Raw genomic sequence first — 24220 nt, forward strand, 5'->3', positions numbered from 1 at the left:
CCTGCCGCCGTGGCGGCAGGGCACGCCGGAAGGAGTCAGTTGGTCTTCGGCTTGTTCATCGCCAGGATCGTGAGGTCGTCGCGGATCTCACGGATCTCGGTGCCGACCACGGGGGTCTCCCGGATGTCGAGCGATTCCACATCGGCGAACAAGTCGGCCAGATCCCGTTCGAGCAGCTCAATCGCATTCATTTGGCTCCCCTTTCTTGGCTAACCCGTGGCGGACGCCGCGGGTCGTCTGTAAGCGGACGAGGCGTAACTCCCTTCATGGCCGGCAAGCGCGGAGCCGTCGGGCAGAACGACGGCTCCGAGAGCGTCGTGCGCCCTGTCCAGCCAGTGGAGGAAGGCCAGCCCGTCCTCGCCGAGTTCGGTCCGGGCGCCATCGCCGTGCAGGCCTCGCCTGAACTCACGCGCCCGCGCCCATGCGACCGCGGTTCTGTGCAGAATCTCCGGGTCCGGTTCGGCATAAGAGCGACGGCGGGTCAGCAACGCCAGGTAGAGCAGAGTTTGGTGCACGTACACGTGGTAGGCGCTGATGGCGCGATCGGCGCTGAACTGGCGGACCCTCAGTTCGTCCCCGCTCCAGGGAATGGGAATGGTGTGACTCTCCGCGTCCACGTAGCCTGGCCGGAAGATCGTGCGGGCAAGCCCGATGTCGAAGAGCTTCTGGTGGAGCGATTCATGCAGGATCGACTCGGCTGCATCGTAGACATTCCGCAGCGCGGACACATTGACGAAAATCAGCTTGGGCGTCTGGGCGAAGTGCCCGCTGATGATCGCTCCGGTGATCGGCACGAGACCGTAGGCGCATCGCAGGACGTCGGGAGCGACCACGGGCAGAGCTTCGGCGAGCAGGTCCATCGCGTGGTCAGCGGCCCGCTCCAGGTCGTCTCCGACCTCAACGGCTGCCACCAGAAGGTTTTCGCCGTCCGCGACGGTTTGCGCGTTCCAGCGGGACAGGACCTCCTCGCCGGCGCACGTGCCCCGCATGGCGCGGCATACGCGAGGACGGAAATGCCTGGACCGCGACTCGTCGGCGGTGAGCTGCCCGTCGCTGCCGCTTGCGATGGTCAGGAAATCGTTGATGGCCGCGTGAGCGGCTTCCGTCCGCCCGGCTTGGAATTCGCGGAGCGCGATATCCAGAGCACCCCGGCGCAGGGCCTCAAGCTGAGGGGCCGCACAGGCGTTGAGCGCCTCCCGATCGAGCTGCATCACATCGGCGCACAGTCTGCCGAGCCCTCGGTAATAAACGTCGGCCGTCTGGTCGGCGTTGTCGCCATCGCCGAACATTCCTGTGCCCAGGCGGCTCTCCACCTCCGAAACCGTTGTCTCCGCCTCGACGGTCGATTGATGCACTGGGGTCGACGACACGGTATTACCCTTCCAGGGAAATCAGATCGTGGGCCGCGAGTTGGCGTAGTTGCTCGTTCACCAGGGCAATGCACTGATCGATGTTTACTGCGGGCATGATGTGAGAAACGCGCTGCGCTGTCGCCGCTGCGGTCCGACCGTCGCAGATCTCCAGCAAATAGAGCTTGAATCTGTCGACGATCAATGTCGCGACGGGTTTGCGAACGAATATGAAGGCGCCCGTCAGATCGGCGAAGCGTTCCAACTCCCAGCCCATGGTCCGGCGAATAACAGAATCGGCCATGTGATTCCCGAAGGTCGCGGTTCGTCTCCGACTACTGACCATAGCAATGTCGTCGATTGGCTGACAAGAGGATTTTCTGTTATCCACTCGGGCTTGTGAGTGGTCCATGCCGGGTTTGGATTGGACGCTCCTATTTTCATGGGATCATAAATATTGTGCGATATTGCTTATGGTTTGACCCGGATCTTTGTGATCAGGTCAGGCCTGAATCGGTCTTGATGTGCGGAGGGGGCTCGCTGTCCGCGTCATCAGGACGCCGGTCCGTGCGCCGCGAGCCAACGCGACAGCCGAGCGTTGGGTCGGCGCCGATCGGCTGCTGATCTATGGTGCAAGCCGGCTTCGCCTAGTTCCACAGGCATACGGGCGGCATGACACCCCAGGCCCGCCGCGTCGTCGTGAACCAGGCGACCCCGTCACGCGCCAGGCGGTCGCGCACCCGCGCCCACCCCGGCGGACCCGCGCCCTCCTCGCCCTACCGCGTGTCGTGCTCCGCCACCGGATCAGCGATGCCGACCGACCCGAGTGATGAGTTGTCGCGCTCGTACCCGTCACACCTACGACGGGACACGACGAGGCGGAAGGATGACGTGATGAGTGCGGACACGCGGCTGGAGGAGCTGGGCGTGAGCGGGCTGGGCGTGAGCGGGCTGGGCGTGAGCGGGCTGGGTGTGAGCGGTCTGGGCGAGGTCGACGAGCCGGCGTTCTCGGGGCTGGCGGAGCGGCACCGGCGGGAGCTGCACGTGCACTGCTACCGGATGCTCGGGTCGTTCGAGGACGCCGAGGACACCGTGCAGGAGACGTTCCTCCGTGCCTGGCGGCGGCGGGAGACCTTCGAGGGGCGGTCGACGTTCCGGGCCTGGCTGTACCGGATCGCCACCAACGCCTGCCTGGACCTGCTCGCCAAGTGCCGCCCGGAGCCTGCGACCGGCGGCGAGGTGCCGTGGCTGCAGCCCTACCCGGACCGGCTGCTCGACGAGTTGCCCGCGGGCGACGCGGACGAGCCGGAGGCCGTCGCCGTCGCGCGGGAGACGATCGAGCTGGCGTACCTGGTCGCAGTCCAGCACCTCGCGCCGCGCCCGCGGGCCGTGCTGATCCTGCGGGACGTGCTCGGCTGGCCGGCGAAGGACGTCGCGGAGCTCCTCGGGGACTCCGTCAACTCCGTGAACAGCGCGCTTCAGCGGGCCCGCGCCGGCATGCGGGAGCACCTGCCCGCCGAGCGGCAGGACTGGACCGGCGGCGAGGAGGACGCCGGGACGCGCGAGCTGGTGCGCCGTTATACCGACGCCAGCGTGGCCACGGACATCGACGGGCTCGCCGCACTGCTGCGTGACGACGTCCGCTGCTCGATGCCACCCACGCCGGGCCTGTACGTCGGCCGCGACGCGGTGGTGAACGACTGGGTCGAGAGCGGCTTCGAGGACATGAAGCACCTGCGCGCCGTCCTCACCTCCGTGAACCGGCAGCCCGCCGTCGCCTTCTACCTCTGGCGGAAGCGGGAGGGCGCGTACCTGCCGCTGACGATCGACGTCCTGCGCGTCACCGGCGGGGCGATCACCGAGATCGTCACGTTCCACGACGACCGGTTCCCGCGGCTCGGGCTGCCGGAGCGCCTGCCGGCGGACGGCACGGAGTAGTCCCGGTGCGGACGCTCGCGCTGCGCGGTGGCGCGCGTGTCGCGGTGGTCGCGGAGGAGTGGTACGACGCGTTCGGCGTCGTCACCCGCGGTCGGGTGCAGCTGGAGCTGCGCGACGGCGAGCCCGGGCCGGTCCTCGGACGCGGCGCCGGGTTCTGGCTCCGCGGCACCGGCGTCCGCGCCCTGCGGAACCCCGGCCGTCGCACGGCGAGGGTGCGCATCGTCATCCCCGGGGTCAGGACCGTCACGCCAGTTACCGAATGATGGAGGAACGACATGAACAGCATGAATGACACCGGGGACGTCGCAGGCCCGGCATCGGGCCAGACCAGCCACACCCACCGACTCCGCGGGCTCGCCGGCACCGGCTTCGTTGCCGCGCTCGCAGCGATGGTGGCCACCACCCTCGCCGCCGCGCTCGCCCAGGCCGTTGGCGTCGACTTCGAGATCCCCGATGGTGGCGAGACGATCCCGTTGGCCGGGTTCGCCGTGGTGACCGGCTTCTTCTCGGTCGCGGGCATCGTCATTGCCGTCGCTCTGCTTCGCTGGAGCGCTCGCCCCGCCGAGCGGTTCGTGTGGACGGCGGTGTCGCTGACCGCGATCTCGTTGGTCCCGCCCTTCCTCTCCGGGGCGAACACCGCCACCATCACCGCCCTCCTCGGGCTACACCTCGTCCCTGCGACGGTGATGATCCCCATCCTGGCGCGCAGCCTCCGCACCCGGACCGATTGACGATCCCGCAACGGGACAACGCGCGGCGCGAGCGCCTTGGCGGACGTGGGACGACAAGAAGAGGAGGTATCACCTCCGGTGGCTGCAGCCGGGGCAGAGCTCCAAGACGTACTTCAAGGACGTGGACGCGTTCATGATCGACCATCACTGCGCCGTCAAATGGGGGACCCCCGGGGGGGTTGACACGACGCGCACCGGTGCCCAGGAGCTCACGGTTTGGCTGTTCCGTTGAGGGCCTTGCGGAGCAGGGTGGCCAGTTGGTCCTGTTCGCGGGAGCTCAGATTGGCGGTGGCGGACCGGGCGAACTCGAAGGACTCCTCGAAGGCGGCGTAGAGGGCGGTTCCGTCGGGGGTTCGGACGATCTGCCGGGAGCGGCGGTCGTCGGGGTGGGGGTGCCGGCGGACGAGATCGCGCGCCTCGAGCCTGCTGATGATCTGGGTGATGTTGGATGCGTCGCAGCCGAGTTCGTCGGCCAGTTCCCGCATTCCGATCTGCCGGGTGAGCCGCCCGAGCACACAGGCCTGCGCCACGCTCAGGCCGTGCTCCAGGGCGGCGGTTTCGTAGGCGCGGTCGTAGGCATCGACGAAGTCGAACATCGCCCGTTCGGCATCGGTCGAGGCGGTGACGGGCCCCGTGGGTACGGCCATAGGGCCACTCTACCAAGAACTTGATGCAATCAAGTATGTATGTCAGGGTGGATGCTTGAGTGAATCAAGTATCTACGGGAAGGCATTCCGATGACGGTCACCAGCAGGGGACGGGCCCGGGCGTGGCACCTGACACGACGGCCGCAAGCGCAGGCGTCAGCAGACGACTTCGCGCTGGTCGAAGCCCGGATTCCCGAATTGGGGCCCGGACAGGTCCTGGTACGCAACACACACCTGTCGGTGGACCCGTACATGCGTGGCCGGATGGACGACCGCCCGTCCTACATCCCTCCGTTCCCGCTGAACGCGCCGCTGGAGGGGGGAGCGGTCGGCGTGGTCGTCGAGTCCCGCGCGGACGGCGTCAAGCCGGGCCAGGTGGTCGAGCACTTCCTGGGGCTGCGCGAGGCCACCGTGATCGATGCGGCCGGGGTCGTCCCGATCGACACCGGCGACCTGCCCGCCGAAACCTATCTCGGCGTGCTCGGTGTGACGGGCCTGACCGCATGGCTGGGCATCACCCAGGTGGCGTCGGTGCGATCCGGCGACACGGTGTTCGTCACGGGAGCGGCCGGGGCGGTCGGGAGCATCGCCGGTCAGATCGCCAGGCTGCGGGGAGCCAAGCGGGTGATCGGCAGCGCGGGATCGTCCGCCAAGGTACGCCATCTGGTGGACGACCTCGGTTTCGACACCGCCTTCGACTATCACGGCGGTGCGGCCGGTGAGCACCTTGCACAGGCCGCGCCGGACGGCATCGACGTGGTCTTCGACAACGTCGGCGGTGCCCAGCTGGAGGCCGCGATCGACCGGCTGCGGGTCGGCGCCCGGCTGGCCCTGTGCGGGATGGCCAGCCAGTACGACGGCCGGGAGCCGCACGGCCTGCGGAACCTGTACCAGCTGGTCACCAAACGGGCGACCGCGCGCGGCTTCCTGGTCACCGATCACCAGGACCAGATGCCCGCCTTCCGCGCCGAGGTGGGTTCCTGGGTGCGCTCGGGTGAGATCGTCCACCGGCAGACGGTGCTGGACGGCATCGAGCGGGTGCCCGAAGCCCTGCTGGGCCTGCTGCACGGCGGAGCACCCACGATCGGCAAGGCCGTCGTCCGGCTCGGGGAGCAGGCATGACCCGTGCAGTGCTGGTGACCGGAGCCCGAGGCAAGACAGGACGCGAGGTGACCGCCCGGCTACGCCGCTCCGGGATCCTCGTCCGCGCCGGGTCGTCGCAGCCCGCCAGGACGCCGGCCACCGGGACCGATCCGGTCCGGTTCGACTGGCACGACCAGGAGACCTGGCGCGAGGCGGCCACAGCCGTGGACGCGATCTACCTGATGCGCCCCGACCTTCCCGCCGCCCCCGAACTCGTCGCCGGCCTGATCGAGGTGAACCCGGACGCGCACGTCGTCCTCCTGTCCGAGCAGGGAGCCGAAACCCTCTCGCCGGACCACTGGGCGCGCCGGGTCGAGGACGCGGTGGTCACCCGGGCCGCTTCCTGGACACTGCTCCGTCCGTCCTGGTTCCACCAGGTCCTGACCGACCCTCGGTTCTACCGCGACGCCATACGGGACGACCACGTCCTGAGCCTGCCCTCGGGGGGTGCCCCGATCGCGTGGGTGGACGCACGCGACATCGCGGACATCGCCGTGGCCGTCCTCGGCGCGCCGGAGGAGCATCACGACCAGGCGTACACGATCACCGGTCCGGAGCCGGTGCCGGTCGCGTCCGTCGCGCAGGAGCTCTCCGCGCGCCTCGGCCACCGGATCCGTGTCGAGGACCCCGACCCGCAGGCGACCCTCCACGGCCTCGACCCCTGGACAGCGGACATTCTCGACGACCTCTACCGCCGCGTCCGACACGGCGGCTTCGGCGATCTCTCGGCGGCCGTGAAGCAGATCACCGGACGTGAGCCCACGTCGATACGCGAGTTCATCGACGCCCACCTCGACGAATGGAGGACAAGCCCGATGCCGGTCCCATAGCCGCGCACCGGTCGGGGCTGGCACCAAGAACTCGGCGCCTGACAACGGGCTCGTCGTGATCAGGCGGCCTCAGGGGACACGACAACGGCCCCCCTCGCGCCGCGAGACGGCGTATTCGAGGGGCCGGCGCGTCCCTGCACCGCGGGCCTGGTCAGGCGCGCCGGTCTCGCGGGGGCTGGGCCGCTGATCGCCCAAGGTCGCGGTCCGTGTTGGCTGCACCGTCTACTGGCAAGGCCGATCGCAAGCCGCCATCAGCCGGCATGAAAGCGATCCGCCATACACAAGGCGTGCCCCACTCGACCACTGGTGCGAGGAGACTCCCATGCGTCGCGCGAAATTCACCGCTCTGATCGGCGCCGCGATTCTGGCGGCAGGACTCGTTCCCCTTACGGCGACGCCCGCCAACGCCATGCCCGCCGGATGGTTCCATCTCCGGGGCACCACGAAGGACAAGACCGCTCCCTTCGCCCTTCGCGCCATGGACGTGCAATGGGCCCCCGACGGCAAGATCACTGGATTGGTCCGGTTGAACGCGAGCACGTTCGCCAAGGATTCGCAGCTATGGAAGGTGAGATTTCCCAGTACCGGAAAAATTGGCGAGGTCAAACTCGAGAACAAACTGACGGGACGATGCATCCTGTTCGGCGGCGGGCGCATGCAGGACGGCGGGGGCACCGCGGCGGGCCTGGGGCCGTGCAGTAGCAACACCGTCTGGATGGCCATCCCGATGGGCCCCAACAGGTACGCCTTCCGCTCCCGCGCCAACGCCCCGGCCCACCCGATGTGTCTGAGCAAGAGCACGACGGGAAATCCGGAGTTCCTCAGACTCAAGGACTGCAGCGACAACCGCTTCACGCCCGAGATGGTCTGGGAGACGTACATACAGGGCTGACTGCCGTATCTCTCCGGCCGTCACCGCGACGACTGCAGCAGACTGCTCCAGTACGACCAGAACCGGATCCCGATCAACGTGAGGACGGCCAGGTACCAGACCGTAAGCGTCACCGTGTGGTATTCAGTCAGCTTGCGCCTCGGCCCGCTCGACGCGCCACTGAGGTTGTGCAAGCTGACGTACCAGAAGATCGGCATGGTCACCGCCCAGACAACCATGCAGTACGGGCAGAGCGCGCCGATGACGTAGAGGCTCTGGAAGATCAACCAGTGGATGAAAACCGCCCCGGCGGTCACGCCGGCCTGCAGCCCGAGCCAGAACCAGCGGCGTGGACGTGCACCCGCCAGGAGTGCCGCCCCTACGGTGGTGACAACGGCGAACCCGGCCATGCCCAGCAGCGGGTTGGGAAAGCCGAACAGCTCTGCCTGTGGCGTACGCATGATCGAGCCGCAGGACAGGACCGGGTTGATGCTGCAGCTGGGCACGTAGGCCGGGTTCTTCAACAGTGCGATCTTCTCGACCGTCAGCACGAACGACGCCACGAACCCGATCAAGCCGCCGACCAGCAGAAGCCGAGGCAGGAGCCGGGGGAACGGATCGGTGGCCGCCCGCGGCTCGTCGAGCTTACTTGGCGAGCGCAGCATCGATGGCCGCCTTGAACTCGTCGGATGAGCGCGGTTCGATCTTCTTCTCGTTCAGGAAGAACGTGGGGGTGCCCTGGACTCCCAGAGCCTGCCCGTCGGCTGCGTCCTTCTTCACCCGGGCCAGCGTGGCCGGGTCGTCGTAGGCCTTGTCCCAGGCTGCCATGTCCAATCCCAGACGCTGAGCAAGCTGGCGGAAGAAAGGATCGGCCGCCACCTTCTTCTCAGCCCACTGGCTCTGGGTCTCGTACATCTGCTGGTACATGGGCTCGAACTTGCCCTGCTGAGCGGCCGCCTCGACCGCGCGGGCGGCCCGTTCGGCGTTGAAGTGACTGGCGATCGGGAAGTATCGCGCCACGAAGGTGACCTTCCCGGCGTACTGCTTCCGGATCTCCTCCACGGTCGGGAAGTACGCCTTGCACGCCTCACACTCGAAATCGAGGAACTCCACGAGCGTGACCTTGCCGTCAGGGGCGGTCTGCAGCTTGTGGCTGTCCTTGCGGACGAACTGGGTCTCACCTGCCGCCGGCTCCCCGCCTGCTCGCCGGCGGCCTCCAGCCGGTTGATCAACACGAACGCGGCCACGACCATGACGAACACGCCGATCACCACGAGCGAGACCTTGAGATTGCGGCGGCGAGCGTCCTGCCGTCTACCCTCCTCCCGGACTGCCTCTACCTTGGCGCGCCGGGTCTCGGTCCGCTCTTGCTCTCGCGACACCTGCGACTCCTCCCAACCACGTCTGATCGGCCCGGGGCGGCCGAAATTCTACGCAGTGTAGAAGATGCGGGGATGCTCTCGGCATAAATCGCTTTGGGCTGCTGCTGGCTCCGCGTCAGCCGGGGCTTCGACGGTGATGGAAGCTCGATGGTCGGGCGGCGTCCGCTGCGGTCGGCTCACGACCTTATGGACGAGAGTTTCTCGCCGTACCGGTGGTATGGCGCGCAAGATGAGGTCAGACCTTCTCCTGGTGGACAAGGTCCGACGGGCAGGGGAGTGCCGCTACTTCTTCTCTTGGAGGGTGACGGCGACCTCGTTGAGCTTGCCGTCCCTCATGTACGTGATCTTGACCTGTTGGCCCGGTTTGAAACCTCTCACCTGCCCCACCACTGTTTCCCCTGCGTCAACCGTCGTGTCGCCGATCTTGGTGATCAGGTCTCCCTGCTTCAGGCCCGCCTTGTCCGCCGGGCTCCCCGCGGTGATCTGCCCGATCAGGGCGCCGGGAACGTCGCCGGTCGCGTCGGTGACGCTCACGCCGAGGAAAGCATGGGTGACCTTGCCGTTGCTGATGAGCTGCTCGGAGACCTGCTTGGCGGTGTTGACCGGGATGGCGAAGCCGACGCCGCCGCCCGCGGCGTTCGAGGCGATCGCGGTGTTGATGCCGATCAGTTCGCCGGTGGCGTTCACCAGCGCGCCGCCGGAGTTGCCGGGGTTGATGGCGGCGTCGGTCTGGATGGCGCCGCCGATCGTGGTCCCAGCGCTCTGCGGCTGCTCCTGGCCCAAGCCCGGCGGGATCTGCTGCCGCTGGTCAGGACCGGTGGTGAGGGTACGGTCGAGCGCGCTGACGATGCCCGCCGTAACCGATCCGTCCAGCCCGAGCGGGCTTCCGATGGCCAGCACCGGGTCGCCGACCTTGAGCGTGGCGCTGTCGCCGAGGGTGGCCTCGGCCAGCCCGGAGACGCCTGCGGCCCTGATGACGGCGAGGTCGGTGGCCGGGTCGGTGCCGACCACGCTGGCCTTGGCTGTCTTGCCGTCGCTGAACTTGACGGTCATCTGCCCGCCGCCCTGGCCGGCCCCTTCGACCACGTGATTGTTGGTGAGGATGAGCCCGTCCGGCGACAGCACCACGCCGGAGCCCTCGCCGCTCTGGCCCTGGATCATCACGACGGTCGGCTGCACCTTGGCCGCGACCTCGGCCACCGTGAGCTGGTCGGCGGCCGACTTGAAGACAGGACTCGGCGCGCCGGCGGTGGCCACCGGCTCGGGCCGGAACGCGTTGGCGACGACGGCGCCCACAACGCCGCCGCCGATGGCCATGGCGGCCAAGGCCAGCGCGGCGACGGCCCTTCGACCGACACCGAAACCGGGCTCATTCACGGGAGGCGGCGGCGGTGGCGGCTGCTCCATGACGATCGTGTCACGTCGGGGGAAGCCTCCGGCCACCGGCGGCGCACTGCCGAACTGACTCCACCCGCCGGTCCCCTGCTGATGGGGCTCGCTCACGTTCATCCGTCATCTCCTTGAGTCCCGATGCTCTCGAAGGGTGTCAGGAGCCGCATAAGAGGCGGTTAAGCCGATGATCCAGGTGAGACAGAGCCTCGGTAGCCGGTTACCAGCCGAGTTCGTCGCAGCCGGTGTGGTTGGCGGGTTCGACCTGGAGGGTGGCGTGGGCGACGCCATGGCGGCGCAGCAGCACGTCACGGGCCTGGTCCAGGACGGCGTGGTTGCCGTTCTGGTCGGCGGTGACGAGATGGGCGGTGGCGACGTTCATGCCGGAGGTGAGGGTCCACAGGTGCAGGTCGTGGACGTCGCGTACACCGTCGATGGCGGCCAGGTCCTGCGCGACGGCGGTGGCGTCCATGCCTTCGGGTACGTGCTGGCCGAGCACGGCGAAGACCTGGCGGCCGAGCGAGATGGCGCGTACGGCGACGAAGACGCCGATGGCCAGGGCGACGACGGTGTCCCAGAACGTCTGGCCGGTGGCGGAGACGAGCCCGCCCGCGATGATGACGCCGACGGATCCGGCCGTGTCGGCGACGACCTCCAGGTAGGCGCCCTTGACGTTGAGGCTCTCGCCGGCGCCTGCGCGCAGCAGGAGCAGGGCGATGAGGTTGACGACCAGGCCGATGGCGCCGACGACGAGCATCGGGCCGGAGGAGACTTCGGCGGGCCCACCGATCCGGCCGACGGCTTCGGCGACCACGTAGAGGGCGACCCCGAGCATCAGCACGACGGCCAGCAGGGACGCGAACACCTCGGCCCGGTACGAGCCATAGCTGCGGCGGCCTGTGGTGTCCGGCCGGGTGGCGATCCTGGTGGCGACCAGGGCCGCGCCGAGGGTGACGACGTCGGCGGCCATGTGCCCGGCGTCGGACATCAGTGCCAGCGAGCCGGAGATCAGGCCGTAGGCGAGTTCGACGACGAAGAAGGAGCCGATGAGTGCGAAGGAGACCGCCAGGCGCCAGCGGTGCCGGCTTCCCGCGTGCCCGTGTCCGTGTCCGGCGCCCATCAGGTGTTCCCGTCGCGTTCGGGGTGGATGGCTTCGGTGTGCTCGGTGTGGGCGAGAGCCAGGTCGAGCAGCATCCGTACGTGCGGGTCTTCCAGTCGGTAGTAGGCCATCCGGCCGGAACGGCGGGCGGCGACGATGCGGTGCGCGCGCAGCAGTCGCAGCGCGTGGGACACCGCGGACTCGCTCTGGCCGGTCACCGCGGCCAGGTCGCACACGCACAACTCGCCGTCCAGCAGGGCCACCAGCAGCCTCAACCGGTTCGGATCCGACAGCAGCCCGAAGATGTCCGCGGTGTCAGTGAGGTCGTCGGCGGCCGGCATCCGCTCGCAGACGGCGGACACCCTGTCTGCGTCGACCACCTTGACAGCACAGCCGTCCATCTTCAACACACGCTCATCTGAAGATTCGTTCATATAATCAAGATATGGCGTTGCCTGGATGCCGTGTCAAGAGCGTCCGCTTTGTCGGCTGATGTCGTGTAGGGCGACGTGACTACTATCGGGGGAACACGGCGGTGACGAGGCCGGCCTGGAGCGCGCTGGTGGCGCTGGCCATGACCCTTTCGCCATCATCCTGCTCTCCCATGGGGTGCCTTCCGCGGATGATCCGTACGCTCCCGCGACTGCCGTGGCCGCGGGCGAGACGGGCCACTGCGACCACTTCCCGACCTCGGAGGAGGAGTTCGCTCCACGCCTGGGCCCTTGACCGCCAGCGGGCCGGCTGGCCCCTCGATGCGACGAGCCCGTCGGACGCCATGGTGCCGGAACCTGTGGCGCCGGCGCTCACCACCGCGGCGGAGGCCGAGGCCCCGCCGTACGGGCTGCGCAGAGAACCCAGCGGTGCGCTGCTCCAGGTGTTCCGCTGCTGATCGGGGTCGCCCGAGCGCGCGGAGCGGCCCCGTCTCGTACGACGCTGCCCGTCGCTCAGGCCGTGAACGTACGACCCCAACGGCACTGAACGCGCCGCATGGCGCGCAGGAGACATCTGACATGCAGTCCTTCATCGATCACGCACGAGCTTGTTCACCGGAGCCCAGCCGGGCGAGCTGTTCGAGCTGCGCACGGCCGGCGTTTCAGTGGTCGGCGTGGTTGTCGCTGACGGTCATCTCGTCGCGTGGCTGGGCGTGGTGGGTGGGGCCGTGGGGGTCGGCGCAGTGCGGTTCGAGGGGGCGTGGGGTGCCGTTGTCGTCGAAGGTGTGGCTGTCGGGTGTGGCGTGGTCGACCTGCAGGGTGGTGTGTTCGATGCCGTGGCTGTGGCGGAGGAGTTCTTCGACGGCCAGGCGGGCGGCGTGGCAGTCGGCGCCGGGGGTGACCAGCACGTGGGCCGAGAGGGCGGCGTATCCGGAGGTGACCTCCCAGATGTGGAGGTCGTGTACTTCGACGATGGTGTCGAGGGCGGCGATCTGGCGGCCGATCTGGGCGGGGTTCATGTCGGCCGGAGCGGCTTCCATGAAGACCCGTCCGGCGTCGCGGACCAGGCCCCATCCGGCTTTGAGCATGAGGGCGGCGACGATCAGGGCGGCGATGGCGTCGGCGCGGGTCCAGTCGGTGAGCCAGACGACGAGGCCGGCCAGGGTGGTGGCGATGAAGGCGTAGAGGTCGTTGAGGATGTGCTGGAAGGCGCCTTCGACGTTGAGGCTGGAGCGGTTGGCCTTGGACAGGAGCCAGGTGGCGGCCACGTTGATGGCGATGCCGGCCAGTCCGGTGATCACTACGTAGAGGCCTTCGACCTGGGGTGGGTTGATGAGGCGGTGGATGCCTTCGTAGGTGAAGTAGGCCGCGAGCAGGAGCAGGGTGATGCCGTTGACCTGAGCGGAGATGATCTCGGCGCGTTTCAGCCCGTAGGTGAAGCCGCCGCGCGGTGGTCGGGCCGCGAGGCGCATCGCGATCAGGGCCAGCACGATCGCCATCGCGTCGGTGAGCATGTGGCCGGCATCGGAGATCAGCGCCAGTGACTGGGCGATCACGCCGATCACGACCTCGACGGCCATGAAGCCGACGATCAATGCCAGCGCGCCGCCCAGATACCGGCGATCGGCATCCGCGCTGACCCCGTGCCCATGACCGTGACCGTGACCGTGACCGTGGACGTGGTCCTGTGGCTGGTCGTGCTCGTGATGTTCAGACATCTGCGGAGCTCCTCGGGGGGTGGGTGACGTGGGCGATGGCCAGTTGCAGGAGGTTGCGTACGTGGGCGTCGGTCAGCCGGTAGTAAGCCAGCCGTCCGGCGCGGCGCGCCCGTACGATCCGATGGCCGCGCAACATCCGCAGCGCATGTGAGACCGCCGAGGTGTTGCGCCCGACGACGGCGGCCAGCAGGTGCCCCGCATCCTGCGCGATCGTCGATGAGGGCAGGACGCAGCGGATCGCCTCGAGACGTTCGGCATCAACACCTGATGGGATGTTCATATATACAGATGCTCCCTGTCGTGGCGCGCCAGGTCAAGGCCCGTGGGGAGATCGCGCCGACGGGATTTCTACTCATGAATATCTGATCAGATGTTTAAACGCACTGTAATGAGTCAACTGCATTGCGTAGAAGTTGCAGGCTGGACGGTCAGGGTCCGGCCCGTGCTGTACCAGGTTCCCGCAACCTCGTACAGCCACGCGCACAGGAAGGGCTCACACAATGAGAAGTGTCCACACCGCCACCGCCACCGCCACCGCGATGATGGCCGTGACCGCTGGATGCCTGGCGCTGACCGGGCTGCCGGCCCAGGCCGCACCCCGGCGGAACGCGCGCGTCCTCGGGCACCTCCGCTCCGGTGATCGTGCTGTCGCCGGATCCTGCGCCGGTAAGGGCGGCTGGCTGCACGTCACGACCCCGGCCGGGATCCGCGGCTGGGCATCAGGGCACCACCTGCGCAAACTGCCCACGGGCACCGGCGGCGCAGCCAGGCTGGGCACCCCCGCAGGAGCCTGCCGCTACAGCGTGACCGGGGTGCGCCGCATCAGCCACCTCAACGTCCGCTCCGGCGCCGGGCTCCGCCATCGCCCGATCGCCGCGCTGAAGGCCGGCAACCGCGCCATCGCCGGGACGTGCGCCGGCAAGCGCGGCTGGCTGCGAGTCACCACCCCCGCCGGGGTACGCGGCTGGGCCTGGAACGGCTATCTGCGCAAGAGCACCACCGTCAGCCGGCGCTCCACCAAGTAGCGCTTCAACCACCGGCACGGAGCCCGCATGCAGGGCGGCACCAAGGCCTGGACTGCGGCCCGGGGCACTGCCACGACGAGCACGACGCCGCCTCGCACCAGCCGGTGATGCCGGCCTGCCGCCTGGCGGTCACACCGTTACCCCGCTCCCGCGGCTGATCCGTGGTCCTGCCGACAGGCGTCCTTGGGCGGCGTTGCCAGGACCACTCCCGCCGCCCTGTCGAGTCATGGCTACGAGCCGACGGCGAAAGGTTTCACAGTCACCATGCATGCCGAGCACGACGAACACGACCACGGTCCTCACCTTCCGCACGGCCACGCAGCCCCCGACGGCGCCACCTCACCATCGCTTCAGGCGGTCATGTCCGGCCAGTTCGCCGTGCTGACCGCCGCCGCGGTGCACCACCAGGTCTTCACCGTGGTGCGGTTGCGCGGCGGCTACGACCTGGCCGAAGTGGATGCCTTCCTGTCCCGTGTGGAGACCACCCTCAGCCTGCTCTGGGGAGACAACGCCCAGCTGCGCGAGCGCCTGGCCGCCAACGCCGTCGCCCCGCCGGATGCGTCCGCCGGGGCGGAGGTGCTGGCCGCGGCGCACCGAAGTGCCGAGAAAACCATCACGGCCGCCCAGCGCGAAGCCCGCCAGATCATCGCCGCCGCCCACGCCGAAGCCGAGCAGAGGCAGCGCGAGGCCGCGGCGGCCGCCGACACGCTGACCCAGGCCGCCCGCCAGGCCATCGACGAACACATCGACCGGCTCACGCTGGCCGTCACCGACCAGAGCAGGCACCTGGAGCACACCCTGCAGGGCCGGCTCGACGAGCTGCGTACCGTACTGGAAGATCTCACCACGCCCAGCCACGGCGTGCACGAAGCCTCACCCGCGCGGGCGGCCATGGCACCGCCCAGCACCGCCGACAGCCTCCTCGGCCCCTGACAGACGTTCCGGGCGGAGGCCGTCCCACTCGATCTTGATGTACCGGTGCCGGCGCCCACCGCCGCCGCGGCACCGTGCGATCGCCGCAATGCCCGTACTTCGCAGGAAAGGCCGTGCCATGTTCGTGCCGCCCGGGGGACCGGCGCCCCTGCACACCCTGGCCCTGTACGACCTGGGCCCGAAAGATCCTCTGGACGCCGCCCTGCCGGCCTGGACCACGTGGGTCGCCGTCGTCCTGGTCGCGCTGTCCACGCTGGCCGGCGCCCACCTGGCCCGCCGCAACAGCGCGAAGATCAGCATCTGGCTGGCCATCGCCTCGGCTCTGATGCTCATCACCGCCCTGGTCGACCTGCTGCCCGACGCCTGGCAGGAAGCCGACGCCACCGGCGTGCCGATCTGGGTGGTGGGCCTGGCCGGGCTGTTCGGGTTCGCCGTCATCACCTTCTTCACCCGCAAAGGCTGCGGCCACAGCCACGACTCCGGCGCCGCTGCCGGCGGACGTCACGCGCCGGGCCTGCACCGCCGGGTCAAGGAAGCGGTCAGCGCCGCGGTCTACGGCGGGGTCGGCACCGCCGCCGCGCTGTCCCTGCACCGCATGATCGAGGGCGCCACCCTGGCGCTGGTCTCCTCCGCTGTCGTGGTGGCCGCCCTGGTGATCCACTCGGCCAGCGAAGGGCTGGCCCTGACCGCCCTGCTCGACCTCGCCCGCAAACCGGCGGTCCCCTGGCTGACCCTGTCCTGCCTGGCCCCGGCCGCCGGTGTCGTCCTCGCCACCGTGGCGCCCCTGCCCGCCCAGAGCGTGCCGATCCTGCTCGGCATGGTCACCGGTGTGCTGCTGCGCACCGCGGTCATCGGGCTCACCATCGCCCGCGACAGCCGACGCCTGTCCCGGCGCCACCTCGTCATCGCCGCCACCGTCGTGGCGGGCGTCGGCGGCCTGCTGATCACCACACAAACCGTGCTCGCCGGCGGGTTGCCCCAGCCGATGGTCGCCGCCCCCGTCCCTCACTCCCGTGCACCCGGCCCGCCCACCGCACCGATCCGGCAGATGACGACGACCCAGCTACGCGCCGCCATCTCCGGCGGGCAACTCAGCCTCGAACAACTGCTCGCCCGCCGCGACCCGGCCACCATCAGCGCCGATGCCGCCACCCTGCTGCGCGCCCTGCCCGAGCACAGCCCCGAGCAGATCACCCAGACACTGCGCCAGGCCAAGATCGGCACCGGGACCGCCATCGGCGACCTCACCCTGCGCCAGCGCCATCTCCTGCTCAGCGCGCTGAGCGACGAGCCGGAGTCGCAGCACCGGTGAGGTGGGCAGCACGGCAGCCCGGCCTTACGACCAGCGCCCGTCCACTTCAGCTCACACACCACGATGCGGCAGGAGAGTGATGATGCGACTCGGCACTCTGGAGCGATCGATCATGCAAGCCCTGTGGGAGCATCCCGGGGGCGTCTTCGCCAACCACCTGGCGGCCATCCTGCCCACCCGGCCGGCCAGCACGACCGTGCTGACCGTCCTGGTACGCCTGTCACACAAAGGCATGGTCGCCCGCGAGCGCATCGGCCGCGCCCACCTCTACAAGGCCACCGCCACCAAGGACGCCTTCGTCGCCGAGGCCATGCATGCCGCCCTCAACGAGGCCGGCGACCTGGAGGCGGCCGTGCAACGCTTCGTCGGCACCGTCACCCCGCAGGTGGCGGCAGCCTTGCTCGAAGCTCTCGGTGAACGCGACGGGTCCACGCCATGATCGCCTGGCTGGTTCCCCCTGGGCTCGCGCTTCTGCCGGTGGCGCTCGGTGACCGGGCCGCCCGCGCGCTGGCCGGCGCGTCCTGGACACATCGCTGTCCCCGCGCCGCACTCGTGCTCTGGCAGGCGGCCGGACTGGCGGCCGGACTGGGCGCGATCGGCCTCGGGCTGGTGGCCGCGGTCGCCCCTCTGGCCGCCGTGTTCCCCCACGGCGTGCACACCCTGGCCCGCCACCTCGTCACCGGCCACGGCCTCGACGGCCTCGGCCCACCGCAACTGCTCGCCCTGCTGCTGTCGACGGCCCTGCTGACCTGGCTGCTGGCGCACACCATCCACGCCACCACCCGCACCGCACACGAGCGGCGCCGCCAACGGCTGCTGATCGACATCGTCGCCGACCATCACCCCGACCATGACGTCTACGTCCTGCCCAGCAGCAAGAAGGTCGCCTACTGCGTGCCAGGCAGGCACCGTCGCATCGTCGTAAGCCAGGGCACCCTGGACCTGCTCACCACCAGCGAGCTGCAGGCCGTGCTGCGCCATGAGCACGCCCACGCCCGTGGCCACCACGACCTGGCGCTGCTGCCCTTCCTCGCCCTCACCCACGCCTTCCCCCGTCTGTCCGCCGCGCACACCGCCTGCCGCGCGGTGGCCGTACTCCTGGAGATGATCGCCGACGACCACGCCCGCCAAGCCCACGGCGAGCTGCCGCTGGCCCGCGCCCTTGTCCGGATGGCCAGCCACGACGACGGCCCACAACCCGCCACCTTCGCCCTGACCGACATGGGCGCCGCCGAACGCCTCCAGCGCCTGCTGACGCAGCGCGAGCACACCCCATGGGTGCCCGCCACCGCCTACGCCACGGCCATGCTGCTGCTCAGCGGTCCGCTCGCGGTGCTACTGGCCCCGCTCATCTTCATCACCACCTGACAGGGCCGCACGTCACCGTGAACACAGGCGCATACCGGCCGCTCAGCCCTTCGACCGGCGCTGGTGGCGGCGCGCCGGGTGGTGGCCGCCGCGCGGGTGTCGGATCCGGGCGGGCCGACGCCGTCGCCGGCGTCTTCCTCCGAGGCCAGAAATGGGGCGATGCCCTGCGCCGGTAGGGTGGGATCGTGCCTGTCCGGTGGGATGCGTCATGAGCGGGAGAAACGCGGTCGCCGCGGTGCTGCCGAAACTTGTGCTCGTGGCCGCCGTGCTGCTGGGCGTCGGGCTCAGCTACACCACCGGGCACTTCTGCGCGGCCTCCCATACCGCGGTCAGCGCCTGCGCCTCCGCGCCGGGTGCCGATCATCCTGGCATGAGCGCAGGCCACGCGTCGTCCGTCGGCGCCGATCACGGTCCTGTGGTGTTGTGCCTGGTTGCGCTGGCCGCGGTGGTCGTCGTGTTCGTGCTGGCCCTGTTCGGCCTCGGCCGGCCGAATGCCATCGGCGGCTCGGGCACGCATCGCCCGAGGGAACTGCCCGCGGTGCGCGGGTCGCCACTGCCGTACGCGCTCTCCCTCCGACGCGTCGCGGTTCTGCGGACATAGGAGTCCTCTGGGCCGGGCTGAGCCCGGCGTCAAGGATTCCCGTCCGTTTCGAACCGTGAGCGATTCATGACATCCATCGATCGACGGTTCTTCCTGCGTGCCGGCATGGCCGCCGTGGGAGGAGCCGTGTTGTCAGCGTGCTCGTCGAGCGAGAGCACCGCTTTTGTCCAACCTGGTGGGGCGCAGGTGCGGGCCGCCGAAGCCGCCCGGCGCCCTGGCTCCGTACGGGAGTTTCGGCTCCTCGCCCATGAGGGGCGAGCCGACCTCGGCGGGCCGACCGTGCGGACCTGGCTGTACGGCGATCGCCTGCCCGGCCAGGCGATCCGCGTCGCCAAGGGGGAGGTGGTCCGGGCCAGGCTCGTCAACCGGCTGCCGAAGGAGACGACCGTGCACTGGCACGGCCTGGCGTTGCGCAACGACGCCGACGGCGTGCCGGGCGTGACCCAACAGCCCGTTCCGTCCGGCGGCGAGCACCTCTACGAGTTCACCGCCGCCCAACCGGGGACCTACTGGTTCCATCCGCACCATGGCACGCAGCTCGACCGCGGCCTTTACGCGCCGCTGATCGTCGAGGACCCGGCCGAGCCGCTCGGCTACGACGAGGAATGGGTCGTCGTCCTGGATGACTGGATGGACGGCGTGACCGGCACCCCTGACGACGTGCTGGCGGAGCTGACCGCGATGGCGGGCATGACGACCGGTGGCGGCGGACACGACGGCCACGGCGGCATGGCCATGCCCACGCCCACGCCCGCGCCGACCGCGTCGGCGAAGTGGCCGCACATGATGATGAACGCCGAGAGCGACCTGCTCGGCGGAGACGCCGGCGACGTCTACTACCCGCATTTCCTGATCAACGGGCGGGTGGCCGCCGCTCCGGAGACGTTCGCCGCCAAGCCGGGTGTCCGGGTGCGCATCAGGTTGATCAACGCGGGTGGCGACACCGCGTTCCGGGTGGCGCTGGGCGGCCACCGGCTGACCATCACCCACGCCGACGGCTTCCCGGTGGAGCCGGTGGAGACCGACGCGCTGCTGCTCGGCATGGGCGAACGCTACGACGTGCTGGTCACCCTCAAGGACGGCGCCTTTCCCCTGGTCGCGCTGGCGGAAGGCAAGCGGGGCCTGGCCCGTGCCCTGGTTCGCACCGCGAAGAGCGCCGGAACCCCGCAGGCGGATGCCCGGCCTGACGAGCTGAACAGCCGCATCGTCGGCTATGACCAGCTGAAACCCGCGCAGGACGTACGGCTGCCGCAGCGGGCCGCAGACCGGACGATCACCCTGAACCTCACCGGAAGCATGGCCAAGTACGACTGGGCCATCAACGGCAGGAAATACGACCCGAAGGTCATCGAGCCGATCAGGTCCGGGGAGCGGGTCAGGCTGTCGTTCGTCAATCAGAGCCTGATGTGGCACCCCATGCACCTGCACGGCCACACCTTCGCCCTGGCGCGGACCGGCCTCAGGAAGGACACCGCGATCGTGCTCCCGGGCGCGACCCTCGACGTCGACTTCGACGCCGACAACCCCGGCCTGTGGATGATCCACTGCCACAACGTCTACCACGCCGAGGCCGGGATGATGAGCCTGCTCGGCTACCAGGCCTGAAAGGACACGCGCGATGATCAAGAAACTGGGACTGGCGCTTGCCCTGGCCATCGGTCTGACGGCGTGCGGTGCCGGCGAACCGGCCGCCACCCCTTCCGCCCGGCCCTCCGACGTGGGGGTCGGGCACGTTCACGGCCTGGGGGTGGACCCCGCGACCGGCAAGACCTACGTCGCGGGCCACTTCGGCCTGTTCACCCTGGAGAACGGGAAGCTGGTCAGGGTGGGGGACCGGGACGCCGACCACATGGGTTTCACGGTCGCCGGCCCGAAGACCTTCTACGCCAGCGGGCACCCCGCCGCGGATGATGTCACCGCCGGCGAGCCGCCGCACCTCGGGCTGATCCGCTCCACCGACTCCGGTCTCACCTGGGAGCAGGTGGCGCTGGCGGGCAAGGCCGACTTCCACGCCCTGCAGGTCGCGGGGAAGACGGCCTACGGGTACGACAGCCAGACCGGCCAGATCTGGCGCGGGCAGGGGGCCGACCTCAAGCCGGCCGCCCGGCTTGACCTGCTCGACCTCGCCGCCGGAGCCGACGCGCCCGATCGCCTCTACGCCACGACGCCCGATGGCGTGCAGGTCAGCGGCGACTCCGGCAGGTCCTTCGAAGCGCTGAAGGGAGCCCCGCTGCTGTCGTTCCTGGACGTGGTCGGCAAGGATCGCCTGGTCGGCGTTGACCCGGGCGGCCAGGTGCAGGTCAGCGCCGACCGAGGAGCGACCTGGCAGCCGGCCGGGCGCCTGCCCATGCAGGCCGTCGCCTTCACCGCCGTATCCGCCGAGCGTCTCCTGGCCGCCGCCATGGACGGCACGGTCTACGAGTCGATGAACGGTGGCAAGGACTTCACGACCGTTCACCAGCCCTGACGAGGGGCGACGCTGCCCCGGATGCGATGTCAGCGGGCCGGCCGGGTCTTGTGGCAGGGAGATCAGCTGAGCGACCCCGCCGCAGGCCTGGCCGACGCCGCTCAGGCGCCTCGGCGGTCGTCTCCTCATCTCGCCACAGCGCGGGGCGTGGCGGGTGAGGGTGCCGGGGGTTCCGGCAGTTGGTCATGGTCCACCAGGCCGGTGGATTCCAGGTAGGTCATGTGGCGCATGACGAAGTTCATGCCTTCTCCGGCGAACTTCCTGATCTCGGAGTTACGGGTGCCCGCCCGCACCGCGGCCAGGGTGCTGAAGACCTTGCCGTGGGCGGCGCGCAGCAGGTTCGCGTAGTCCCGGTCGAAGGCGGGGCCGCTCTCCGCCGCCAGTTGGGCCATCCAGCTCTGCTGGTCGGCATTGGGCTCGTCGGGCAGCGCGACGCCCAGCTTCCTCGCGGTCTGGCGGGTCATCAGGTCCAGCTTCGCGTGTTCGTTCATGATCTGCCTGCCGACCTCCTTGACGCGCTGCGACTTGGCGCGGGTTGCGGCGTACTCGCCTACGGGCATCTCCCACAAGCCCGCCTGCCGAACCTTGACGAGCAGATCACGGTCGGCCGCTGTGAGGGGGCCTGATGACGTCTGCGTGGCCGCGGTGGCGGCGGGATCGCTGTCCGGAGGCCGTTGTCGCCGATCTGCTCGCCGCCCGGTGCCCACGTGAGCGGCGGCTATGCTCACCCCCTTGGCTTGGCGGAAACACGAGGATGGTGATGTTCGTCGTCGTCGGCGTACCTCCACTTGACGCTTGTGGTTCCTTCGGAGGTACGCGAGCCTGACCCAACAAGTTCGACATCACGTAGAAGCTGTCATGGATGGTGCTGGCCGGCGTTGGCGCGCTACGGCTCTCCCTCGTACAGCGGCAGGACGACAACGAACCGAGCGCCGGGCCAGTGGTCGGAGACGGCCAGGGTGCCACGGTGAGCCATGGCGATCTCGCGGGACAGGGACAGGCCGAGGCCGCTGCCCTCCTTGTCCTTGGCCCGTGCGTCGTCCAGGCGGGTGAAGCGTTCGAAGATCCGCTCTCTGTCCTGCGGTGGGATGCCGTCGCCGTCGTCCGCCACGGTGACGATCACCTTGCGGTCCGCCACCTCGACCGAGAGGTCGATCCTGGTGGCGGCGTGGCGGGTGGCGTTGTCCAGGAGGTTCGTCAGCATGCGGTCGAGCTGGATCGGCGAGCCGTACACCGGGGCAGGCCTGCATGGGTTGATGACGATGGGGGCTCTGGAGCCTTCTCGGCGACGCACCTGCTCTTGGGCCACCCGGCACATGTCCACCACGCGGCGCTGCACGACCGCGTGGGCGTCCAGGCGGGCCAGCATCATGAGCTCGTCGATGATGCCGGTGAGGCGGTCGGCGGCGGCCAGCGCCTGCGTGCCCGTGGCCCGCCAGTCTGTTTCGTCCGGGTAGGCGCTGGCGACCTCCAGCTGGGTGTGCAGGGATGAAAGGGGGCTGCGCAGCTCGTGAGAGGCGTCGGCCACGAAGCGGCGCTGGGACTCGGCGGAGCGTTCGAGGCGGTCGAGCGTATGGTTCGTGGCGGCAGCCAGGTCGGCGATCTCGTCGCCGGTGTCGGGTACGGGTACGCGCCTGCTGAGGTCCTGGCCGGTGATCTCGGTCAGCTCCGCGCGGATGCGCTCGACCGGGCGCAGGGCGAGCCCGACCACCGCCCGCGTCGTCGCGCCGACGATCACCAGCGCCAGCGGCGTGCCCAGGAACACCAGCGCGTGAAGCCACGCCAGCGCCCGGTTGAGCTCGGCGAGCGAGGCCGCACCGTACACCGTGGCACGACCCTGCGGCATGTGAACAGGCCTGGCTACCACGAGGTACTCACCCCCGTCCTCTCCCTGGACGGGCGGCAGCCGACGCTCGGCGATGTGGATCTTCTCGCGCTTGTCCCCCTGGACGGTCATCACGGGCGAGGCCGCGTGCGGATCGGGGGAGGCGGCAAGCACCTTGCCGTCCTCGGAGACGACCTGCAGGAGATGCACGTGCGACGGCGTTTCCAGCTTCGCCGGAAGGCGGCTGGCTCGGGTTTGGTCGGCGACTTTGTGTACGGCCAGTTCCACCCTGGTATGCACGAGTTCGCGCAGGTAGGGCGGCACGGTGGCGAGGGTGATGGTGGACGTGACGGTGCAGACCAGCGCTGCTATCAAGATCGCGAGCGTGGTCACGCGCGCTCGGATCGAGCGCGGAAACAGTCGTGCCGCCATCCGATCCCCCGTGTCACTATCTGTGACACGTACCCGGAGAGGGGATTCGCAACAATAATGACCATTAATCTTTGCATATGCCGGATGACCGTTTGGTAGGGAAGACTCCAGGAAAAGGGCGATTCGTGCATTTGGCCATCCCGGGATCGAGATTGTGCTGACGCCCAAAGGACCTTCTCTGTTGTGTAGATAATCCTTGCTGTTGACTGAACTGCGGGCATGGTGCCCGGCGTATCTCCCATCGATCGCTTGTGGGAGGGTTCGGCATGTCAGGTCCGTCGCGAGGTGTCATCGGCACTCTGGCCGCGCTCGTTCTGGTCGCCGGGTGCGGTTCGGCGGCCCGGCCCGAGGCTGCGGCGAGCCCGACGCCCGGCCTCTATCAGGAGGCCGCCCTGAGCGCCGAGGAACTCGCCGCGAAGGTCGGGTGTAAGCCCGCCATGCGGACCAAGGCGGCCGAGTTGCGCGAGGGGGTGTGCAGGACGGCTGACGGCAACTACGTGGTCACCAGCTTCACCACGGAGCAGGGCAGGCGGGACTGGCTGGACTACGCGCAGATGTACGGCGGCTCCCGCCTCGTCGGACGCCGCTGGGTCGTCTCGGCCGCGCCCGCCGTTCTGGAGACGTTGCGCAGGACCTTGGGTGGCGAGCTGCAGACAGGCCGCAGCGCCGCTCCGTCCGGTGCTTGAGATCGGCCGCGCTCACTTCGGTGGGCGCCGGTACAGCCACGTC

Annotated in this window: 28 protein-coding genes; 15 read left to right on the forward strand and 13 right to left on the reverse strand. The window is 69.3% G+C overall.

Features of this window, described 5'->3' with window-relative positions:
* Nucleotides 1–35 precede the first annotated feature (35 nt).
* The 3 genes from ACWEPL_RS17705 to ACWEPL_RS17715 are packed head-to-tail and all read right to left on the reverse strand — an operon-like array spanning nt 36 to nt 1653.
* Nucleotides 36–191: a hypothetical protein gene (locus ACWEPL_RS17705; protein ID WP_355192567.1), complete on the reverse strand. Its 156-nt coding sequence runs from the start codon at nt 189–191 to the stop codon at nt 36–38.
* Nucleotides 192–209: 18 nt separating this feature from the next.
* A complete protein-coding gene (locus ACWEPL_RS17710) occupies nt 210–1370 on the reverse strand; it encodes a hypothetical protein (RefSeq protein ID WP_452436778.1) in 1161 nt (386 codons plus the stop codon).
* Between the two features lie 4 nt (nt 1371–1374).
* Nucleotides 1375–1653 carry a hypothetical protein gene (locus ACWEPL_RS17715; RefSeq protein ID WP_452436779.1) on the reverse strand — a complete coding sequence of 93 codons (279 nt, stop codon included), beginning with the start codon at nt 1651–1653 and terminating at the stop codon, nt 1375–1377.
* 590 nt (nt 1654–2243) lie between these two features.
* Here ACWEPL_RS17715 and ACWEPL_RS17720 point away from each other — a divergent pair.
* The 3 genes from ACWEPL_RS17720 to ACWEPL_RS17730 are packed head-to-tail and all read left to right on the forward strand — an operon-like array spanning nt 2244 to nt 4018.
* Entirely contained in the window at nt 2244–3287 is a 1044-nt protein-coding gene (locus ACWEPL_RS17720; RefSeq protein ID WP_452436780.1) for an RNA polymerase subunit sigma-70, read from the forward strand.
* Between the two features lie 5 nt (nt 3288–3292).
* The gene (locus ACWEPL_RS17725) at nt 3293–3550 is read left to right on the forward strand and encodes a hypothetical protein (RefSeq protein WP_452436781.1); all 258 of its coding nucleotides are present in this window, start codon (nt 3293–3295) and stop codon (nt 3548–3550) included.
* 12 nt (nt 3551–3562) lie between these two features.
* Nucleotides 3563–4018, forward strand: coding sequence for a DUF6069 family protein (locus tag ACWEPL_RS17730; RefSeq protein WP_452436782.1), 456 nt, complete (start codon nt 3563–3565; stop codon nt 4016–4018).
* 209 nt (nt 4019–4227) lie between these two features.
* Here ACWEPL_RS17730 and ACWEPL_RS17735 read toward each other — a convergent pair whose 3' ends face one another.
* The gene (locus ACWEPL_RS17735; protein WP_350734908.1) at nt 4228–4665 is read right to left on the reverse strand and encodes a MarR family winged helix-turn-helix transcriptional regulator; all 438 of its coding nucleotides are present in this window, start codon (nt 4663–4665) and stop codon (nt 4228–4230) included.
* 90 nt (nt 4666–4755) lie between these two features.
* Between ACWEPL_RS17735 and ACWEPL_RS17740 the strand changes: the two genes are divergently transcribed.
* The 3 genes from ACWEPL_RS17740 (at nt 4756) to ACWEPL_RS17750 (ending at nt 7530) form a co-directional block, all read left to right on the forward strand.
* A complete protein-coding gene (locus tag ACWEPL_RS17740; protein ID WP_452436783.1) occupies nt 4756–5787 on the forward strand; it encodes an NADP-dependent oxidoreductase in 1032 nt (343 codons plus the stop codon).
* Nucleotides 5784–6638 carry an NAD(P)H-binding protein gene (locus ACWEPL_RS17745; RefSeq protein ID WP_452436784.1) on the forward strand — a complete coding sequence of 285 codons (855 nt, stop codon included), beginning with the start codon at nt 5784–5786 and terminating at the stop codon, nt 6636–6638. The genes ACWEPL_RS17740 and ACWEPL_RS17745 overlap by 4 nt, the downstream gene beginning before the upstream one ends.
* A gap of 322 nt (nt 6639–6960) precedes the next feature.
* The gene (locus ACWEPL_RS17750; protein WP_452436785.1) at nt 6961–7530 is read left to right on the forward strand and encodes a hypothetical protein; all 570 of its coding nucleotides are present in this window, start codon (nt 6961–6963) and stop codon (nt 7528–7530) included.
* Between the two features lie 20 nt (nt 7531–7550).
* Here the strand turns inward: ACWEPL_RS17750 and ACWEPL_RS17755 are convergent, their stop codons facing one another.
* The 7 genes from ACWEPL_RS17755 to ACWEPL_RS17785 form a co-directional block, all read right to left on the reverse strand.
* Nucleotides 7551–8174 (reverse strand): vitamin K epoxide reductase family protein, encoded by a 624-nt coding sequence (locus ACWEPL_RS17755; RefSeq protein ID WP_452436786.1) that lies wholly within the window; start codon nt 8172–8174, stop codon nt 7551–7553.
* Entirely contained in the window at nt 8155–8622 is a 468-nt protein-coding gene (locus ACWEPL_RS17760; protein WP_452436787.1) for a DsbA family protein, read from the reverse strand. Before ACWEPL_RS17760 ends, ACWEPL_RS17755 begins: the two co-directional genes overlap by 20 nt.
* Nucleotides 8623–9173: 551 nt before the next feature.
* The gene (locus tag ACWEPL_RS17765; protein ID WP_452436788.1) at nt 9174–10400 is read right to left on the reverse strand and encodes a S1C family serine protease; all 1227 of its coding nucleotides are present in this window, start codon (nt 10398–10400) and stop codon (nt 9174–9176) included.
* Between the two features lie 100 nt (nt 10401–10500).
* A complete protein-coding gene (locus ACWEPL_RS17770; protein ID WP_452436789.1) occupies nt 10501–11400 on the reverse strand; it encodes a cation diffusion facilitator family transporter in 900 nt (299 codons plus the stop codon).
* Nucleotides 11400–11759, reverse strand: a complete 360-nt coding sequence (locus tag ACWEPL_RS17775; protein WP_452436790.1) for an ArsR/SmtB family transcription factor — start codon at nt 11757–11759, stop codon at nt 11400–11402. The genes ACWEPL_RS17770 and ACWEPL_RS17775 overlap by 1 nt, the downstream gene beginning before the upstream one ends.
* A 713-nt stretch (nt 11760–12472) precedes the next feature.
* Entirely contained in the window at nt 12473–13528 is a 1056-nt protein-coding gene (locus ACWEPL_RS17780) for a cation diffusion facilitator family transporter (protein ID WP_452436791.1), read from the reverse strand.
* A complete protein-coding gene (locus ACWEPL_RS17785) occupies nt 13521–13808 on the reverse strand; it encodes a helix-turn-helix domain-containing protein (RefSeq protein ID WP_452436792.1) in 288 nt (95 codons plus the stop codon). The genes ACWEPL_RS17780 and ACWEPL_RS17785 overlap by 8 nt, the downstream gene beginning before the upstream one ends.
* A 220-nt stretch (nt 13809–14028) precedes the next feature.
* Between ACWEPL_RS17785 and ACWEPL_RS17790 the strand changes: the two genes are divergently transcribed.
* The 8 genes from ACWEPL_RS17790 to ACWEPL_RS17825 all read left to right on the forward strand — a co-directional run bounded on the left by ACWEPL_RS17790 (nt 14029) and on the right by ACWEPL_RS17825 (nt 21234).
* Entirely contained in the window at nt 14029–14553 is a 525-nt protein-coding gene (locus ACWEPL_RS17790) for an SH3 domain-containing protein (protein ID WP_452436793.1), read from the forward strand.
* A gap of 264 nt (nt 14554–14817) precedes the next feature.
* Nucleotides 14818–15486: a DivIVA domain-containing protein gene (locus ACWEPL_RS17795; protein ID WP_452436794.1), complete on the forward strand. Its 669-nt coding sequence runs from the start codon at nt 14818–14820 to the stop codon at nt 15484–15486.
* A gap of 88 nt (nt 15487–15574) precedes the next feature.
* Nucleotides 15575–16798 (forward strand): hypothetical protein, encoded by a 1224-nt coding sequence (locus ACWEPL_RS17800; RefSeq protein ID WP_452436795.1) that lies wholly within the window; start codon nt 15575–15577, stop codon nt 16796–16798.
* A 79-nt stretch (nt 16799–16877) separates the two neighbouring features.
* Nucleotides 16878–17237, forward strand: coding sequence for a BlaI/MecI/CopY family transcriptional regulator (locus ACWEPL_RS17805; RefSeq protein WP_452436796.1), 360 nt, complete (start codon nt 16878–16880; stop codon nt 17235–17237).
* On the forward strand, nt 17234–18166 hold the full coding sequence (locus ACWEPL_RS17810; protein WP_452436797.1) for a M56 family metallopeptidase: 933 nt from the start codon (nt 17234–17236) through the stop codon (nt 18164–18166). The genes ACWEPL_RS17805 and ACWEPL_RS17810 overlap by 4 nt, the downstream gene beginning before the upstream one ends.
* Nucleotides 18167–18374: 208 nt before the next feature.
* Nucleotides 18375–18767, forward strand: a complete 393-nt coding sequence (locus ACWEPL_RS17815; protein WP_452436798.1) for a hypothetical protein — start codon at nt 18375–18377, stop codon at nt 18765–18767.
* 66 nt (nt 18768–18833) lie between these two features.
* Nucleotides 18834–20372, forward strand: a complete 1539-nt coding sequence (locus ACWEPL_RS17820) for a multicopper oxidase family protein (protein ID WP_452436799.1) — start codon at nt 18834–18836, stop codon at nt 20370–20372.
* A 13-nt stretch (nt 20373–20385) separates the two neighbouring features.
* Nucleotides 20386–21234 carry a F510_1955 family glycosylhydrolase gene (locus ACWEPL_RS17825; protein ID WP_452436800.1) on the forward strand — a complete coding sequence of 283 codons (849 nt, stop codon included), beginning with the start codon at nt 20386–20388 and terminating at the stop codon, nt 21232–21234.
* A gap of 125 nt (nt 21235–21359) precedes the next feature.
* Here the strand turns inward: ACWEPL_RS17825 and ACWEPL_RS17830 are convergent, their stop codons facing one another.
* Both ACWEPL_RS17830 and ACWEPL_RS17835 read right to left on the reverse strand, forming a co-directional pair.
* Nucleotides 21360–22022, reverse strand: coding sequence for a DUF4142 domain-containing protein (locus ACWEPL_RS17830; protein WP_452436801.1), 663 nt, complete (start codon nt 22020–22022; stop codon nt 21360–21362).
* Nucleotides 22023–22120: 98 nt separating this feature from the next.
* Complete coding sequence (locus ACWEPL_RS17835; protein WP_452436802.1) at nt 22121–23452, reverse strand: sensor histidine kinase; 1332 nt, start codon at nt 23450–23452, stop codon at nt 22121–22123.
* Between the two features lie 305 nt (nt 23453–23757).
* Here ACWEPL_RS17835 and ACWEPL_RS17840 point away from each other — a divergent pair, with 305 nt between their 5' ends.
* Nucleotides 23758–24177, forward strand: coding sequence for a hypothetical protein (locus tag ACWEPL_RS17840; RefSeq protein ID WP_452436803.1), 420 nt, complete (start codon nt 23758–23760; stop codon nt 24175–24177).
* Nucleotides 24178–24220 lie beyond the last annotated feature (43 nt).

Source organism: Nonomuraea sp. NPDC004186, assembly GCF_053603495.1.